The 17141-nt window shown below is 59.0% G+C and carries 20 protein-coding genes; 7 read left to right on the top strand and 13 right to left on the bottom strand.

All coding sequences use genetic code 11. From position 1 onward, the window contains the following. Nucleotides 1–51 precede the first annotated feature (51 nt). Genes ygfZ through RGCCGE502_RS06595 form a run of 4 tightly spaced genes read left to right on the top strand, consistent with a single transcriptional unit; the run spans nt 52 to nt 2632 of the window. Entirely contained in the window at nt 52–885 is an 834-nt protein-coding gene (gene ygfZ / locus RGCCGE502_RS06610; RefSeq protein WP_016553396.1) for a CAF17-like 4Fe-4S cluster assembly/insertion protein YgfZ, read from the top strand. Beyond that, complete coding sequence (locus RGCCGE502_RS06605) at nt 882–1487, top strand: YfbR-like 5'-deoxynucleotidase (RefSeq protein WP_016553395.1); 606 nt, start codon at nt 882–884, stop codon at nt 1485–1487. Before ygfZ ends, RGCCGE502_RS06605 begins: the two co-directional genes overlap by 4 nt. Further along, nucleotides 1484–2020 carry a tyrosine phosphatase family protein gene (locus RGCCGE502_RS06600; RefSeq protein ID WP_016553394.1) on the top strand — a complete coding sequence of 179 codons (537 nt, stop codon included), beginning with the start codon at nt 1484–1486 and terminating at the stop codon, nt 2018–2020. Before RGCCGE502_RS06605 ends, RGCCGE502_RS06600 begins: the two co-directional genes overlap by 4 nt. 36 nt (nt 2021–2056) lie before the next feature. Beyond that, the gene (locus tag RGCCGE502_RS06595) at nt 2057–2632 is read left to right on the top strand and encodes a hypothetical protein (RefSeq protein WP_016553393.1); all 576 of its coding nucleotides are present in this window, start codon (nt 2057–2059) and stop codon (nt 2630–2632) included. An 11-nt stretch (nt 2633–2643) separates the two neighbouring features. Here the strand turns inward: RGCCGE502_RS06595 and RGCCGE502_RS06590 are convergent, their stop codons facing one another. Both RGCCGE502_RS06590 and RGCCGE502_RS06585 read right to left on the bottom strand, forming a co-directional pair. After that, a complete protein-coding gene (locus tag RGCCGE502_RS06590) occupies nt 2644–3159 on the bottom strand; it encodes a superoxide dismutase family protein (RefSeq protein WP_016553392.1) in 516 nt (171 codons plus the stop codon). Nucleotides 3160–3282: 123 nt separating this feature from the next. Then, a complete protein-coding gene (locus RGCCGE502_RS06585; RefSeq protein ID WP_016553391.1) occupies nt 3283–3591 on the bottom strand; it encodes a hypothetical protein in 309 nt (102 codons plus the stop codon). A 458-nt stretch (nt 3592–4049) separates the two neighbouring features. On the opposite strand from RGCCGE502_RS06585, the gene RGCCGE502_RS06580 reads away from it, so the two are divergent. The 3 genes from RGCCGE502_RS06580 (at nt 4050) to RGCCGE502_RS06570 (ending at nt 7506) form a co-directional block, all read left to right on the top strand. Further along, nucleotides 4050–5927, top strand: a complete 1878-nt coding sequence (locus RGCCGE502_RS06580; protein ID WP_016553390.1) for a putative bifunctional diguanylate cyclase/phosphodiesterase — start codon at nt 4050–4052, stop codon at nt 5925–5927. A 70-nt stretch (nt 5928–5997) separates the two neighbouring features. Beyond that, entirely contained in the window at nt 5998–6642 is a 645-nt protein-coding gene (locus RGCCGE502_RS06575) for an HD domain-containing protein (protein ID WP_016553389.1), read from the top strand. A gap of 9 nt (nt 6643–6651) precedes the next feature. Then, on the top strand, nt 6652–7506 hold the full coding sequence (locus tag RGCCGE502_RS06570; RefSeq protein ID WP_016553388.1) for an MOSC domain-containing protein: 855 nt from the start codon (nt 6652–6654) through the stop codon (nt 7504–7506). Here RGCCGE502_RS06570 and RGCCGE502_RS06565 read toward each other — a convergent pair. The 11 genes from RGCCGE502_RS06565 to RGCCGE502_RS06520 all read right to left on the bottom strand — a co-directional run bounded on the left by RGCCGE502_RS06565 (nt 7503) and on the right by RGCCGE502_RS06520 (nt 17120). Beyond that, nucleotides 7503–8504 (bottom strand): aldo/keto reductase, encoded by a 1002-nt coding sequence (locus RGCCGE502_RS06565; protein WP_016553387.1) that lies wholly within the window; start codon nt 8502–8504, stop codon nt 7503–7505. The genes RGCCGE502_RS06570 and RGCCGE502_RS06565 overlap by 4 nt on opposite strands. A 108-nt stretch (nt 8505–8612) precedes the next feature. Further along, on the bottom strand, nt 8613–9371 hold the full coding sequence (gene recO, locus RGCCGE502_RS06560) for a DNA repair protein RecO (protein WP_016553386.1): 759 nt from the start codon (nt 9369–9371) through the stop codon (nt 8613–8615). 68 nt (nt 9372–9439) lie between these two features. Further along, nucleotides 9440–9883, bottom strand: a complete 444-nt coding sequence (locus RGCCGE502_RS06555) for a response regulator (protein ID WP_425327219.1) — start codon at nt 9881–9883, stop codon at nt 9440–9442. 143 nt (nt 9884–10026) lie between these two features. Beyond that, a complete protein-coding gene (locus RGCCGE502_RS06550; protein WP_016553384.1) occupies nt 10027–10779 on the bottom strand; it encodes a Crp/Fnr family transcriptional regulator in 753 nt (250 codons plus the stop codon). 135 nt (nt 10780–10914) lie between these two features. Beyond that, entirely contained in the window at nt 10915–11853 is a 939-nt protein-coding gene (era, locus tag RGCCGE502_RS06545; protein ID WP_019279736.1) for a GTPase Era, read from the bottom strand. Nucleotides 11854–11861: 8 nt separating this feature from the next. After that, a complete protein-coding gene (gene rnc / locus RGCCGE502_RS06540) occupies nt 11862–12581 on the bottom strand; it encodes a ribonuclease III (RefSeq protein ID WP_016553382.1) in 720 nt (239 codons plus the stop codon). Further along, entirely contained in the window at nt 12578–13321 is a 744-nt protein-coding gene (lepB, locus tag RGCCGE502_RS06535) for a signal peptidase I (protein WP_016553381.1), read from the bottom strand. Before lepB ends, rnc begins: the two co-directional genes overlap by 4 nt. Nucleotides 13322–13436: 115 nt before the next feature. Further along, nucleotides 13437–13841 (bottom strand): holo-ACP synthase, encoded by a 405-nt coding sequence (gene acpS / locus RGCCGE502_RS06530; RefSeq protein WP_016553380.1) that lies wholly within the window; start codon nt 13839–13841, stop codon nt 13437–13439. Beyond that, entirely contained in the window at nt 13838–14422 is a 585-nt protein-coding gene (locus tag RGCCGE502_RS06525) for a DUF2062 domain-containing protein (protein ID WP_040674063.1), read from the bottom strand. Before RGCCGE502_RS06525 ends, acpS begins: the two co-directional genes overlap by 4 nt. A gap of 141 nt (nt 14423–14563) precedes the next feature. Then, nucleotides 14564–14713: a DUF3563 family protein gene (locus tag RGCCGE502_RS34905; protein ID WP_016553378.1), complete on the bottom strand. Its 150-nt coding sequence runs from the start codon at nt 14711–14713 to the stop codon at nt 14564–14566. Nucleotides 14714–14876: 163 nt separating this feature from the next. Continuing rightward, nucleotides 14877–17120, bottom strand: a complete 2244-nt coding sequence (locus RGCCGE502_RS06520; RefSeq protein WP_016553377.1) for a RelA/SpoT family protein — start codon at nt 17118–17120, stop codon at nt 14877–14879. Between the last annotated feature and the right edge of the window lie 21 nt (nt 17121–17141).

Here is a 17141-nt window from a genome sequence, read left to right as displayed (position 1 = left end):
CCCTCAGCGAAGACATACTTCTGAGCGATAACGAACGCGACAGGTGCCGCCATGCCAGCCGTATTTCTGAAGAACCGCTCGCTCATTCGAGTCAGCGGCTTGGAGGCTCAACCCTTCCTACAGAACCTGATTACCACGGATATCGCCACACTTCCGGCTGAAGAGGCGCGGCCGGGTGCGCTGTTGACCCCACAGGGCAAGATCCTGTTCGACTTCATGATCTGGCGGGACGGCGATGGGTTCATGCTGGAGACCGACGACCATCAGCGGGACGCGCTGCTCAAACGACTGACGATGTACAAGCTCAGGGCAGCCGTCGATCTGGCACCCGCCGGCGAAGGTGTGACCGTTTCTTGGGAGGGCGAAAGCAAGGGCCCGACCGACAGCCGGTTTTCCAAGTCCGGTATCGCGCTCGCGCGGCAACCCGGGCAGCACGGAGCCGATGACGCCGACGCCTACAATGCGTTGCGTGTTGCAAACGGCATCGCCGAGTCCGGACAGGACTATGCCCTGCAGGACGCATTCCCACACGATGTCCTGATGGACCTCAACGGCGGCCTTTCCTTCAAGAAGGGCTGCTATGTCGGGCAGGAAGTCGTGTCGCGCATGCAGCATCGTGGAACGGCACGCCGCCGCGCCGTCACGGTGACGGCGGAGACGGAGTTGCCACCCTCCGGCACGGAGATTACAGCGGCTGGTAAGCCGGTCGGCACGCTTGGCTCGGTCGTCGGGAACGGCGGACTTGCGATCGTTCGCATTGACCGTGCAGGCGAAGCTATGGCAGCGCGCACTCCGTTGTTGGTGGGCGACGTCCCCGTAACGCTGGAACTACCCGGCTGGACCGGGCTTACATTTCCGTCGACGGCGGACGAGGCCAGCGCGTGACCGCAAAGGCGCCCCGCGCGTGGCAGCGCATGCTTTCCGGCCGCCGCCTCGATCTTCTCGACCCCTCTCCACTCGACGTTGAGGTCAGCGACATCGCGCATGGGCTTGCGCGCGTCGCCCGCTGGAACGGACAGACGTCCGGAGACCATGCCTTCTCCGTCGCCCAGCATTGCCTTGTCGTGGAGGATATCTTCCGTCGACTGAACGACGCGACAGCCGATCAATGCCTGATGGCGCTGCTCCACGATGCACCGGAATATGTCATCGGCGACATGATTTCACCGTTCAAATCGGTGGTCGGCGGTGGATACAAGGCCGTCGAGAAGCGGCTGGAGGCCGCGGTACACCTGCGCTTTGGCCTGCCTCCCCACCCGACCCGCGAACTCAAGGAGAGGATCAAGAAGGCCGACACCATCGCCGCCTACTTCGAAGCAACACAGCTTGCCGGGTTTACGGCGGCTGAGGCGCAGAAATTCTTCGGCCAGCCGCGCGGGATCACAAAAGACATGCTTTTGATGACGCCGCTCCCGGCCGTCGAGGCGCAGCGCCTCTTTTGCGAGCGATTCGAGACGATCGAGGCCATGCGGGGCAGCAAAGCATGACCATGATCGTTGTCGCCCCTCTGGCCCGGATCGCCGAGATGGCGGTCAGGCACGGCGCGCGTGAGATGATCAGCCTGATGGCGAAGGAGCAGGCCTTTCACCGCCCTGCGGTGATCGAGGCGCACCGGCACTTGCTCCTCAACATGAACGACATCGCCTTCAAGGGAACCGGAAACCTTGTCGCGCCGGATGAAACCCATGTACGGCAGATCATCGATTTCACCCGTGATTGGGATCGGGTTGCGCCGCTGCTGATCCATTGCTGGATGGGCGTCTCCCGATCACCCGCGGCAGCCTTGATTGCCGCGCTTTCCGTATTTCCGGAGCAAGACGACATGGCGCTCGTTCGCCGGCTTCGCGCTGCCTCGCCCTTTGCCACACCGAATACACGGCTGGTTCAGATGGGTGACGACGTGCTCGGACGACGGGGACGGCTCGCGGACGCGGTTCGTTCCATCGGCAGGGGCGCGGACGCGGATGGAAACGCGCCTTTCGCACTCACTTTGAACGACCAAACCGCCGGAACGTTTTGAGTCGATACCGGTTAACCCTCTAGAAGAGGTTGATCGATGCCGCTGCAGAACTATCGCGATACGTTTATAAGCTGCTTGGCCACTCTCAAGAGCCTGACAAGCGCGTCGGATGAATATGCCCGTTTTCGCTGGCAGGCGATCTATCTCACGCGGGACCGATTTTCCTATTTTTTCCGGGGGGATCTCGATGGTGTCAAGACGAGCTTCTTCGGTCAGCAGATGGACGTGACAAACGGCGCTATCAGCTCGGTTCCGACACGTTCGATCGCCCTCTATGGAGCGACATTCGGTTTGAACGAGACTATCACGGTCTACGATGGGCCTCAGAGATCAGTCATCGACGTTGCGCATGCATTCAGCGAAGAAGGCGTTGAAGATTACCAGGCCGAGTTCTTCTACGTCAGGATGAGCTTGCTGCACGCCACCGATCACAGTCGAACGGGATTGGGCGATGATCCCCTTCTGCGTGAAAACACCAATATCATATTTGTCGGGCTCGAAGATCACGCCACTGCCGATCTACTCGAAGGGAGCGGCGTCGGGCGATGGATGGCGACCGGCAAGCCTATGGCATCAAGCGAGTGGTATGCCGAGCGATATTACTATCGATGAATCGGCACGAATTACTTGATGACGCCACAGGCTAGGCGCTCTCCTGCGTCTCCTGCAGGCTGGCTGCGATTATCATCGGAATTGGAGTGAACGATGAGCGCTCGACCGCGAATGCCGTCGGTCTTGCCGTCGAGGGTGACCATGCTGTCAAAAATCTGCGCCCGTAGAACACCGTCCTGGTCCACATACTGGTTCGGCATGTCTCCGGCATGAGGTCCTTTTGCGGACAGCAAGCCGTGTTCGGCATTGGTGGGATTGAAGTGTTTTCCGGCTGACTCGTGATGGCCGGCAGCATCACAATTGCCGGTCTCGTGGACGTGGAAGGCAACCCATTTGTTGGCGGGCAGTTCAGTCACCTCGACTTCGATCAGCACACCTCCGTTTGCCGCGGTCGTCAGCGTCGCTCGGCCGCTTGCTTTCCCGTCCTTGTCAACAAAGTCGGCGGTGGCAGTTTGCTTCTCCTGAGCCATCGCCACCGACGAAACGCATATGAACGCCAGAGCGGCTATCGAGAGTGTTGTTTTCATTGGAGCTTCCTTCCTTGCATCGTCGTTTCCAACGTGTGAGGCACGAAGCTGTTCCTGAAACGGCAACAAAGAAAAAGCCGGCCTTAGCGGCCGGCTCTGCAAATTTCAGCGTGCACAATGTGATCAGATGTCGAGATCATACTGACCGTAGGTGCTCTTATAGAGATCGGACGAAGTGCTCTGCTGGGACTGCGGATAGAAGTTGACGCTTCCGCTCTCACGAGTACCCATCATGAATGCAAGCACGCTATCCGACAGCTTGGGCGCGAATTCCTGGATGCTACCTTCTTCGCCCAGCTGCTTCAGAATACCCGGCTTCTCATCAGCCGCCCGCTCGCCACGGCTCAACACGCCATCGCCGTTCGTATCCAGCCGTGACAACGTCGCGAGGTATGCGTAGGACGTATCATTAACCGATGAAACTTGGCTCATACAAACCTCCATTCACCGCCGTTTCGGTGATGTTTGTACGCAATACGAAATGGGGAAATTGAAAGACTAAGCGGTCGTTAAACTGATTTGCGCACTGCGTCAATAAGCTGTTAACACGCCATTAACTATGATTGACAAAGTGTGATCTTCGCGCATCGCTGGCCTTGGCACTCCTCTCCACTCGCCTGGTTCTGAAGGCAATACGACACCATCCACCCAAATATAGTGCCCACGATATATTCGTTTGCGGTGCAATAGAATTTTAATGCGACCGAGGGATTATCTCCTCCACGGTGCATCGCGCCAGGTGAGTTTTTAAATTGCCCAGACAATAGTTTTTTCGATTGCTTCAAAAGGTTCTTTCATGTCTGACGCGCAGCGTCGCAATTGCAGGCTAGCAGGCGACTCTCAGGATTCCGCTCAACGGCGTTTCTCTCCCGGAATCGAGATTGCCGCAAATGGATGCTGAGACCCTCTTCCGGCAGCAATGTACGAGCGCTGTCGGCGGGGACGGCTCTGCAAACGCCGAGCGTCTGGTGGATCTCGTTGTCGAGACGTATCGGCTGCAGGCGGGAAAAACGCGGGCGACCGAGCATCGATTTCAGCGGCTGAGCCACGACACCGACAGACTGAAAGGCACGCTTGCCGAAACGACGGCAAAACTCACGGAACAGCGACGCCTTTTTCAGATCGTACTCGACAACCTGCCAGAAGGACTGAGCGTCTTTGACGCGGAACAGCGCCTGATCGTCTGCAACACGCGCTTCCGACAGCTTTTCGGGTTCAGCGCTGATGACGCATCGTCCGGGGCCTCCATGGGATCGCTGATTGGGAAGGTTCGCGGCACCGAGCGAGTTGAGCAAAAGATTTCCCGTTTGCGTGACGCCAGTCCGCAGGGCGGACACATCCGTCACCGCGAATGGATGATGGATGACGGACGGACGATCCGGAGCGTTATCACCGTTCTGCCCGATGGCAGCAACATCTCCATCCACGCCGACATCACCGAAGACCGCAAGGCGGCCGAACGGATCGCCTATCTTGCTCATCACGATCCGCTGACTGGGCTTCCAAACCGCATCAGCCTCAGGGAACGCATCGACGCAGCACTGCTCGGCCGCAAACCGGACGAACAGATCGCGCTCGTGCACCTCAATCTTGACCGCTTCAAATCGATCAACAACACCCTCGGCGTTTCGGCCGGAGACAAGATCCTGCGGCAGGTCGCCGAACGCATCCGCATGTCGGCAGGCGCCGGCAATGTGTTGGCACGCCTCGGCTCTGACGAATTCGCGATTTTGCAATCCGGGCGCCAGCAGCCATGGAATGTCACGGCTCTTGCCGATCAAATCCGGCGGGAACTGTCAGAACCGTTCTTTCGCGGCGAGAAGGCCGTCGAGCTCAGCGTATCGATGGGTATCGCCATCAGTCCACAAGACGGAACCGAGACCGATGTCCTGCTGAAGCATGCCGGGGTCGCACTGTCACACGCCAAGAGCAGCGGCGGAAAGGGCGAGCGTTTTTTCACCGCCGACATGGAAGCGCAAATCGAAGCGCGGCATGCACTGGAAGCGGATTTGCGAAAGGCCGTCGAGCGCGAGGAATTCGAGCTCCACTATCAGCCTCTCTACGACCTCAGCCAGCAACGTATCTGCGGGTTCGAGGCGCTCGTGCGGTGGAACCACCCGACGCGCGGTCGGGTGCCACCGCTGGAATTCATCCCCCTCGCCGAAGAGGTCGGTCTCGTGGTCGACATTGGCCGCTGGGTGCTGCGCCGGGCGTGCCGCGATGCCGTTTACTGGCCTGAGGATATCAAGGTCGCGGTCAACGTATCGGCCATTCAATTCACGGATAGTGACCTGCCGGGCGACGTCGCGGCTGCTCTTGAAGAAGCGGGGCTTACGGCCGGTCGTTTGGAAATCGAGATCACCGAAAGCGTGCTAATGGAAAATCTCGATGAGGCGCTGCCGATCCTGCATGTTCTGAAGCAGCGCGGCATTCGCATCGGCATGGACGATTTCGGCACCGGCTATTCGTCCCTCAGCTATCTCCGGCGGTTTCCGTTCGACAAGATCAAGATCGACAAATCGTTCGTCAACGGCATCGTCGAAGACAAGGAAGCCTTTGCGATCATGCGCGCCATCATTCTTCTCGGTGACGCGCTAGGCATGCGCGTAACGGTGGAGGGGGTAGAAACGGCCGAGCAAATGGCCTTACTTCGGTCTGAAGCGTGCGATGAAATCCAAGGCTATCACATCAGCCCGCCACGGCCTGCCGTTGAGGTTCCTTACCTGCTGTCGCAGCTGCCGGAACACGAAAGGTTCAAGGCGGGCTGAACGGCAGCTCGTTGCGACTCTTAGTTCCGGCGTTTATGGAAGGACACCATTCTTCCAACACGGTGATCCCATGTTCCAGGCCAAGGCCTTCGCTCCTTTTGAAAAGCTTGCCAGCGAGCTCATGGTCCACTCGTCAGAAGGCGACGACGGTTCGCATGACATTGCGCATGTGCTGCGGGTCTTCAAAAACGCAATGCGGATTCAGGCTCTCGAGGGTGGCGATGCGAGAGTTATTGCTGCCGCCGTCCTGCTGCATGACTGCGTCGCCGTGGAAAAGAACTCCCCCATGCGATCGAAGGCCTCTGTGCTGGCGGCAGAGAAGGCATCGGCCGTTCTCGCTGAGCTTGACTGGGACGGCGACGATATCGCAGCCGTGGCGCACGCCATTGTCACGCATAGCTTCTCGGCCAACGTTCCGCCGGAAACGCTGGAGGCGAAGATACTGCAGGATGCCGACCGGCTGGATGCGATAGGCATGATCGGGGCTGGTCGCTGCTTCTACATCGGTGGCCGAATGTCATCGGCGCTCTACGATCCGTTCGATCCTTCTGGCAGCAATCGCCAACTGGACGACAAGCGCTTCGTCATCGACCACTTCCAGACCAAACTGTTGAAACTGGCGGATGGCTTTCAAACCAACGCGGGACGCGCGCTTGCGGCCGAACGCGATCAACGGCTGCGCGACTTCCTCGGGGCATTCATGGACGAAATCTAGGAGCACTTGATGCGTATCACTGATCTTTTCATCTATCCGCTCAAGAGCACCCGAGGCATCGCCCTGCAGTCGTCAGAGATCGATGCATTTGGGCTTCCGGGCGACCGGCGTGCGATGATCACCGACAGGGACGGACACTTCATCACGCAACGCGAATTGCCCGATCTCGCTCGCATCGGTGTTCAGGCCGAGCCTTCGCAGCTTCATCTCAGCATGGGCGACAAGCAGATGGTTGCGCAGATCCCTATGGCCGCGAAGCGGATGGATGTTTCGATCTGGAAGTCCATCGTCAATGCCGCAGTTGCCGACGACGCCAGCAATCACCAACTCTCGGAATGGCTTGGCCGAGATGTAAAATTGGTGTTCTTCGATCAGGATGCCAAACGTTCCGCCAGCGCGGAATGGGCCGGCGAAGGCACGCCGGTCACGTTCGCCGATGGCTACCAGATCTTGGTGACGACAACCGGCTCCCTGCGGGCGCTGAACGCCGACCTTGAGACACACGGCGAAGGCCGTGTCGGCATGGAGCGGTTCCGACCCAATATCGTCGTCGATACGGAAGAAGCTTGGCAGGAAGACCGCTGGGCGGCGATCGAGATCGGTGGCATCCGTTTCGACCTCGTCAAGCCTTGTGCCCGTTGCATCATGACGACGCAGGACCAATCGACCGGATCGCGCGACGTTCCGAACCCGATGCCGGCCATGGGGCGCATTCGGATGTCGGCGGACCGGCGCGTGCCCGGCCCGCTCTTCGGCTGGAATGTCACCCCGCGCGGAACCGGCAGGATCACGGTCGGCGATACCGTCAGGGTTGTCGAAGAAAGACCCGCGGGTTGGACCTTCAAGGTGCGCAACCGCGCCTAAGTCCGAAGCTGAGCAAGAGTCTCGTCGATTTCCGTCATCACCGCAGGAGGCAGTGGGCCTTCGGCCAGCGCGCCGGCATTCTCTTCAACCTGGGCGACGGTTCGGAAGCCCGGGATCGGCAAAGTTCGGGACGAGCGCGCCCACAGCCACGCCAAGGCGCCTTGCGTGAGAGTTCGTCCGCCGGATTTCAGCAACTCGCGAACCGCCTGAAGTCTCGCCGCGAAGTCTGGCGCAATGCGCCCATCCTTGAAATAGACCATCCAGTCGAGGCTCGCGCCGCGAACATCCTTGTCGCCGACCTTCGTGTCGGCGCTGAATTTTCCGCTGAGCAATCCCATCGCCAGCGGCCCGCGGTTGATCGAGATCAGTCCATACCGATCGATTACCGAGATCATATCCGGCACCGGCTTGAAGACGTTCATCGTGTGCTGGACGGAAACGAAGCCAGGACGCGCAGCATGTCGCGCAGCCCGATCGGGATAGTCGGTACTCCAGCCAAAGGCGTCGACCTTACCTTCACCGCGCAATTTCTCCAGCGTTTCGAAGACGTCATCCGACTGCTCAAGCGGAAAGTCGTTCAAGTGGAACTGGAGCAGATCGAGACGATCCCTCTTCAGCCGGCGCAGGGATGTTTCCGCCGACCGCCTGATAAAGTCGGCGTCGGCAAAGGCCCCAGTCGCCTGCTTCGTCTCAGGATTGGTTGCAAAACCGAACTTGGTCGCAACGACAACGTCGCTGCGGTTGCCGATCGCCTCCCCCAGAACCTCCTCGGAATGCCCCGCGCCGTAGTTCGATGCCGTATCAAAGAAACGAATGCCGAGCTCGATTGCACGATGAATGGCCGCGATGGATTCCTTGTCATCGACCTCACCCCAGCCAAGCGGCGTATCGCCAGCATAGAACGGCCCTCCGATCGCCCAGCAGCCCATGCCCAATCGCGGGATTTCAGTGCCGTCCCAGAGATTTATTGTGGTCTTCGTATCGGGTTTGGTCAGCATGGCCTACTCCTCCAATCGCTGGGCTGTATGCAATCGACATAGGAAGATGTCCGATGCGGGTAAAGCGCCTGCTCTGCACGACATTTTTCAAGCATGAAAAACGGTCGATCAGGCCGGCAAGCCGTCCTTTGCGGACGCGGCTTTTAGCGCCTTCAGAGTCGCCTGTACGAAGCCTTCGCGCGCCGCTGCCGCCTCCACGCCACGCGGCTCATAGACATGGCGATGCAGAAAGAATGCCGTCAACCGGAACGCGGCATTGAGGCTGTCGATGTCGGCCGCACGGTTCTGCTCGCTATTGAGGAACGGGGGCAGCAGCAGCATCTTGTCGGCCCACGGTGCACCCGCAGCCCGGCTGACCGCCCTGCCCGACTTCGGTGACACATACAAGAGGTCGGAACGCACACCCGTAGCCGCGCACTCGGTCAGATCGAGGCCGAAACCAAGGTCATTCAGCACAGCTAGTTCGAAGCGAACGAAGAGTTCGCCTGCGTCGGCCGGATTGTGGAGATTGTCGAGGATGACCTCGAGAGCTTCGAACAGGTGCGGATGCGGATCGCGTTCCGGCAACAAACGTAGCAACGCGCCCATCGCCTGCACGCCATAGACGGCGGTTGCCGTTTCCATCAAGCGTGCGGCCCGCAACGTCAACGGCTCGACACGAAATTCGCCAAGGTGCTCGTCGAGACGGGCTCGCCATGTGACCTCCACCTCGTTGCCAGGCTGGAGGACAGGCTGCATGGCCCGCGACCGGCCTGAGCGGACCATTCCGAGATGGCGTCCGCGCTCGCGCGTCATCACCTCGGCAATAACGCTGTTCTCGCCGTGGCGCTTGACGCCCAAGATGATTGCTCGGTCGTGCCACTGCATCGGAAACGAACCCTGAACTCTACGATTCGATCCTACCGCAACACCGACGCCCTGTCATGAAAAGGCGTTCAGGCGTCCGCCGGGAACAATTTCTGAAGGAAGTCGCGCATCGCCAACTCGCCAAACGGCTTGACGAGCAGCGGCACGTTCCGGAGGTCTTCGGGAAAGTCCTTCGTATCCGAATAACCGCTGACAAAACCGAAGGGAATGTTCAAACTCGAAAGATGGCGCGCGAAATCGAAGCTCATGACCTCACCAAGATTGACGTCCAGCAGCGCGAAATCAAAAGGCTCGGTCTTGGTCACCTCCATCGCCTGTTCGAGGCCGCTGACGATACTAATCGTCTCGACACCCACCTGACGAAGGATATCCTCGGCCTCCATCGCGATAATCAAACTGTCCTCAAGGACCAGAACACGGTTTGCCTTCATACCCAATACGCCCCTCGCTGAGTGTCGCCCAAGACGCTCGGCCCCTGCATTTTCCGGATTTCCACCTCTGACGCCCCATATCCGACGACTATCTACCGCTTAACTTGCATAGCCGCTTTTTCGTTTCGGGTCGATAAAAAGCAAGCAGGAAGAAAGATGGCATGGATGACCTTAGGTCCATGTCTCTCAGCATGCATTTAAAAAAGACATAGCGCCCGCATGCATTATATGAACGGCCGGACTTTTTCTCCAAGCCCCTCCCAGCCAGCGGCAGCAAGCAACCCCTCGCCATCAAGCACCTCGCAGGCACGCTCCTGCCAGCGGATCAAGTTTCGATTTGATAATTTTTTCAATGTTTTATTCGTGTGAACGATCGATAAGCCGAGCGTATCCGCCACATGCTGTTGGGTAATCGGAATCGACGCATTTTTGGTCAGGAGCTTTAGTCGCCTCGCCCGCTCGAACAGGAAGGCAATGAGGTAGGCTGCCCGCTCGAGGGCTGTCCGGCGGCCGATACTCAAGAGATGTTCATCAAGCATTCGCTCTTCCTGGGCCGCGATCCAGGTAATGTCGAAGGCGAGCGACGGATGCTTGTTGTAAAGGGTCATTAGTTTGTCGCGTTCGAAGACGCAAAGGGACACAGGCGACAACGCTTCGACTGAGTGCTGCATTTCCCCCATGATCGTCCCCTGGAGACCGATCAGATCGCCCGGCATTATATAGTTCAGAATCTGCCGGCGCCCGTCTTCCAGCGCTTTATAGCGGAAGCCCCAGCCGGAGAGAACCGTGAAGAGATGAGCGCTATGGGCGCCCTCGACGAGGATTGTCGCGCCGGCGTCAGCAGCCAGTTCGCCTCGCTTGAACTTAGAAACGAAATCCAGCTCTTCGCCGCTGAATTCCCGGAACGTCGAGTCGGCACGCAGCGGACACTGCTCGCACGGGGTCTTGAACGAGTGAGTGGCGCGCGGGGTTGCCATAGAGGCCCTTGTGCTCGAATGATGAAATGCCGCCGGCAATGGCAGCACATTCATATAAGAACACACAAACCCCAGGGTTGTTCCATGCGCGAGCGAATTTTTGCCGCAGAAACAACGCTGTAGAAGCCGTTTTTCCTACTTCGGGAAATCCAGCCCCATTTCGCGGAAGCGCTCGGGATCATCGCCCCAATTTTCGCGAACCTTCACGAACAGGAACAGATGGACCGGCTGCTCGAGAATTTCGGAAAGCTCTCGGCGTGATGCAGAAGAGATGGCCTTGATCGTTTCGCCGCCCTTGCCAAGCGCGATCTTCTTCTGACTGTCGCGCTCGACGTAGATGACCTGCTCGATGCGAACCGAGCCGTCCTTGCGTTCTTCCCACTTCTCCGTCTCGACATGCGACGAATAGGGAAGTTCCTGGTGCAGGCGAAGGAACAGCTTCTCGCGGGTGATCTCAGCCGCAAGCTGGCGCATGGGAAGATCGGAAATCTGGTCTTCGGGGTAATACCATGGCCCTTCCGGCAGCGTCTTTGCCAGATAATCCATGACGTCTTCGCAACCGGAGCCGTTCTCGGCCGAGATCATGAAGGTTTGCGTGAAGGTGACCTTCTCGTTGGCGGCTGCCGCCAGCGCCAACAGATCTTCGCGCTTGACCCGGTCGATCTTGTTCAGGACGAGGATCTTCGGCTGATGCACCTCCTTGAGGCCCTCAAGAATGGCTTCCGCGTCACCGCGGAGACCGCGCTCGCTGTCGATCAGCAGCATGATGAGGTCGGCATCCTTGGCGCCACCCCAGGCCGACGTAACCATGGCGCGGTCCAGCCTTCGGCGCGGCTTGAAAATACCGGGCGTATCCATGAACACGACCTGGGCATTGTCGTGGATCGCAATGCCGCGGACGATCGCGCGCGTCGTCTGCACCTTGTGGCTGACGATCGAGACCTTTGCGCCGACCAAACGGTTCACCAATGTCGACTTGCCGGCGTTCGTCGGACCGATCAGGGCAACGAAGCCCGACCGTGTCGCACCCGCAGTTTCAGCGGAGCCGTCCGCCATTTCGTGTTCTTCTGTCATTTGTCCCGTCAGTTTCCGGCAGAGGATTTCTGCCAAATGCCTTCGCGCTCCAGCATTCGCGTAGCTGCGACCTGCTCCGCAGCCCGCTTTGACCGTTCAATTCCCGTTTCGGGCTGAACACCGGCGACCTCCACAGTAACCGTGAAGCGTGGATCATGATCCGGTCCGCTGCGTTCATCAACCCGGTAGATCGGCGTGACGCCGAATTTGGCATGCGACCATTCCTGCAGTTCGGTCTTTGCGTCGCGCCGCGCACCGTCGGCGCGTGCTGCCCGCTTCTCCCAGAACTTCAGGATAAAGCGCCGCGCGACCTCAAGGCCGCCGTCGAGGTAGATCGCCGCGATGAGACTTTCGACCACGTCGGCCCGGACATTCATCATGCGCTTTCCGGTCAGCTTCTTGACGTCAGCGCCGGTGCGAATGAAGTAGTGCAGACCGAGTTCATCGGCGACTTCGGCGCAGGTATCGGCACTGACGAGCTGATTGAGACGGACCGAGAGCTCGCCCTCGGTTGCCGCGCCGAATGTGCGGAAGAGCAGTTCGGCGACGCAGAGGCCAAGCACCCGGTCGCCAAGAAACTCCAGCCTCTCGTAGTTCCCGCCTTTTTGCGTGCGGGCACTCGCATGCGTCAAAGCCCGATCCAGCCGCTCTTTCTCGGCGAACTGATGACCGATCAGGGCTTCAAGCCGTGTCCGATCCGCCGCCGAGAGCGTCTGCGCCTTACTCATTCAACGCCCTTGAAGAGACGATCCCAGCGCATGTTCGTCGGCCACTTCCAGATCTCGCGGAACGACGTGTCGTTGCCGAGCGAGAAGAAGATGACGCTGGCGCGACCGACCAGATTTTCCGCCGGCACGAAGCCGACATCGAAGCGGCTGTCGAGCGAATTGTCGCGATTGTCGCCCATCATGAAGTAGTGACCTTCCGGAACGATGAACTCGCGCGTGTTGTCGCCACGGGAAACCGGAGACTGGTCGAGCGTGTCGTAGGTAACGCCATTATCCAGCGTCTCGCGGAAGACGGGCACATCCTGGCCCGGATCTTGAGCATAGTCGGAATTGAAAGTGCCGTCCGGCACCTTCGGAATCGCCGTGCCGTTCACGTAGAGAACACCTTCCCGGACCTGAATATGATCACCGGGAAGGCCGACCAGCCGCTTGATGTAATCGACTTCGGGATTCGGCGGGAAGCGGAAGACAACGATGTCGCCGCGCTTCGGTTCACTCGCGAAGATGCGACCGCTGAACAGGTTCGGGGAAAAAGGCAGCGAGTACTTCGAATAGCCGTAGGCGAACTTGTTGACGAAGATGTAATCGCCGACAAGCAGGGTCGGCATCATGGAGCCGGACGGAATGGTGAACGGCTGAAAAAACACCGTTCGGATAACCATCGCCAAAATCAGCGCCTGTGCGATGACCTTGATGTTTTCCCAGAGGGCGTTCGGCTTGGTTTCGACTTTTTCGGACACGCAGTCTTATTCCTTCAACGCGCCAATAACGACGCAACTCTTGTTTGCTTCTCTCTAGCGGCTTCGGCCGATTGCGGCAATGGCGCCAACATTAAAAGCGACTCTACGTCGCTGATCATGCGCTATCCGGCAGCGCTTCGATAATAACGAAAGCCTGCGCCAAGGGATAATCATCCGTTATCGTCAAATGAATGGCAGCCTTGTGGCCCGCCGGCAGCATTGATTGCAGCATCTCTGCCGCGCCACCCGTGAGCTTCATCGTCGGCTTGCCGCTTGGCAGGTTCACGACACCGAGATCCCTCCAGAACACGCCTTGCGCCATGCCTGTTCCAAGGGCCTTGGAGCATGCCTCCTTGGCAGCAAAACGCTTCGCATAGGAGGCCGCCCGATTGGCACGCCGATCGGACTTCGCCCGCTCGATCTCGGTAAAGCAGCGATTGGTGAAGCGCTCGCCGAAGCGCTCGAGGGACTTCTCGACGCGCCTGATATCGATGAGATCGCTGCCGATGCCGATGATCATACGGTTTCCTGCACTGGATGTGACAAACGAATGCGGGCACGCGTCATCAGCCGTTCGCGGCGGCGCGTCTGGAAGCCCTTCACGGCGTAGAAGGTTCCGAAATACACGATGACAGAAGTCAAAAGTGCAGGCGGAATGGAGCCGACAAGCATCGGCTCGAGAACGGGTCGCCAGAGTTCGCTGAAATGCAGTTCGTGGAACAGCGCGCCGAGGTCGATCGATTGCCCCGGCATTGCGTCGTGACGCGCAAGCAGCAGGTGACCGATCTCCCAGGTCGCTCCCCAGATGAATGGGTAGGTCAGCGGATTGCCGAAAGCGGCGCAACCGAGCGCCGCAGCGACCATATTGCCGGAGAAGAAGTAACTGAGCACGAAGGCCATGACGAAGTGGACGCCAATAAAGGGCGTCCAGGACACGAACACTCCTGCGGCGACACCCATCGCGACGGCGTGCGGCGACGCCGTCAAGCGGAGAACACGCATCGTGAGGTAGCGGAGCGGCCGCAAGAAGCCCTTACGGGGCCACAGCAACTCACGGACCTTTTCACGAAATCCGGCAGGTTTTCGACGTCTGAACAACATGGCGCGTATGTAGTGCACGCCGCACCGGCGTGACAAGAGCGCCAGACCATCTCAGTCAATATTTGATCATCGCAGACTGAGCATTCACCAGGGGCGCGATATGCGATACGCGCCTTCCGTTCCTCAAGTATAGGCTCGGTATTACCGGATGCGGAACAGGCCGCGGTCAACCTGACGCTGACGATACTCAAGATCGATACGGTCGAAAGAGCCGTTCAGGTAAGCGATTTCGCGTTCTTCAGCAGTCGGCGCACGCAGTGCACGGGCGATCTTCTTGATCGGTGTAAACATTTCTTTGCCTCATCTTCTGTTCAATTTTCCGATGACTGGAAGATAGGCGCACGCGGCCGTGATTACCAACGCTCTAACATAGGCGCAGCCATGCACGCATCGCATACCTAGCCTATATCCGTGCGATTTCCGTCACGAAACGATCACAAAATGTGCAACAGCCTTATTCGTAAAGCCGACGAACGGTTGCGACGCACTCCAGATCCTTCAGCTGGGCGAGCAGCTGGTTAAGCTGCCGTAGATCCCATACCTCGACGTCGAGTGTCATTTCGGTGAAGTCGGTTGCGACGCGCACGGTATTGAACACCCGGATATTGACGTCGACACCGGCAACGGTCTGGGCGAGTTTCGCCAAAGTACCGGGCTCGTTCAGAGCATTGACCATGATGCGCGCCATGAAACGCGACTTGTTGGCCTCATCGAGATCCCAGCGCACGTCGATCCAGCGGTCCGGCTGATCGTCAAACCGCTGCAGCGTCGGAGACTGGATCGGGTAGATCGTGATCGCGTTCCCCTTCTCCGTGACGTTCATGATCCCGACGATACGGTCACCGGGGACAGCGCCGGTCGGGGCGAAGTGCACCTCGACATTGCTGGAGATGCCGCGGATCGGCATCGCATCCATATCGATGTCCGCTTTGGCATCCGCGCCGTCGATGGCCGACTTGGGCTTGCCCGGGATCTTGAAGATCATGCCTGAGGCGCTGCGAACATTGAACCATCCGTCGTCGCCGCTCGGCTTGGCCGTCACACGCTCCTCCAGATGATCCGGATAGACCGCACGCAGCACGTCCAGTGACGACATCTCGCCACGACCGACTGCCGCGATGGCATCTTCGACGTCTTTCTGCCCCAGGCGATGCAGCGCGGGCTTCATCGCTTCGCGCGAAAAGATCTTTCCGGCTCGGTCAAAAGTCCGCTCCAGAATGCGATGGCCAAGACCGGCATACTGTTTGCGGATAGCCAATCGCGTGGCGCGACGGATCGCCGCCCTCGCCTTGCCCGTTACGACGATCTCTTCCCAGGCTGCCGGCGGCACCTGCACGCCGGAACGAATGATCTCCACCTCATCGCCGTTCGCCAAACGGGTCACGAGCGGCATGATGCGACCATTGATCTTAGCGCCGACGGTCGTGTCGCCGATATTGGTGTGAACCGCATAAGCGAAGTCGATCGGCGTCGCGCCACGCGGAAGCGCGATCAGCTTGCCCTTTGGGGTGAAGCAGAAGACCTGATCCTGGAACAACTCAAGCTTGGTATGCTCAAGAAACTCTTCAGGACTATCCCCTTCTGCGAGTGCCTCGATCGTATGGCGCAGCCAGGAATAGGCATTGGATTCACGCGAAAGGATTTCGTTGTCTGAGGTCGAGGCGGCGTCCTTGTAGAGCGTGTGGGCAGCAATACCGAACTCTGCAATCTCATGCATGCGCCTGGTTCGGATCTGCAGCTCGATGCGCTGGCTGGACGGACCAACGATCGTCGTATGCAGCGACCGGTAGTCATTCTGCTTCGGTGTCGAGATGTAGTCCTTGAAGCGGCCGGGGACCACGCGCCAGCGGGTGTGAACGATACCGAGCCCCCGATAGCAGGCAGGAATATCGTCAACGATGATGCGGAAACCGTAGACATCCGAAAGCTGCTCGAAGGACAGCGACTTCGACTGCATTTTGCGAAACACGGAGTACGGCTTCTTCTGACGCCCCTTGACGATCGCGCCGGTCATCCCGTTGGCAACGAGCAGATCGCCCAGTTCAGTCTCGATCTTCTTGACCAGACCTTCGTTGCGCTTCGAGAGTTCCTCCAGCCGCCCGGTGACGGTCTCGTAGGCTTCCGGGTTGATATGGCGGAACGAGAGGTCTTCCAGCTCCTCGCGCATGTCCTGCATACCCATGCGTCCGGCCAGCGGCGCATAGATATCCATCGTCTCCTCGGAAATGCGGGCGCGCTTTTCCGGCGACATGTGATCCAGTGTGCGCATATTGTGCAGGCGGTCGGCGAGCTTGACGAGAAGCACACGCACATCGTCGGAAATGGCCAGCAGCAGCTTGCGCAGGTTTTCAGCCTGCTTGGCCTTCTTGGTGACGAGATCGAGCTTTTTGATCTTCGTCAGTCCCTCGACCAGTCGCCCGATGTCCTCCCCGAAGAGCTCATCGATCTCGGCGCGGGTTGCTGTTGTGTCCTCAATCGTATCGTGAAGCAGCGCAACCGCGATGGTCGACTCGTCAAGGTGCATGTCTGTCAGGATGGCGGCAACTTCCAGCGGATGCGAAATATAGGGATCGCCGCTCGCACGCTTCTGTTGTCCATGCTTTTGCATTGCATAGACGTAGGCCTTGTTCAGCAGTGCTTCGTTGGCATCGGGCTTGTATTTCTGAACCCGCTCCACGAGCTCGTACTGCCGCATCATCCCGAAACCGCTCCATTAAAA

It is taken from the genome of Rhizobium grahamii CCGE 502 (genome assembly GCF_000298315.2).
Classification (GTDB): domain Bacteria; phylum Pseudomonadota; class Alphaproteobacteria; order Rhizobiales; family Rhizobiaceae; genus Rhizobium; species Rhizobium grahamii.
Note: the sequence above shows the minus strand (reverse complement) of the source record. Positions and strands in the feature narration are given on the sequence as shown.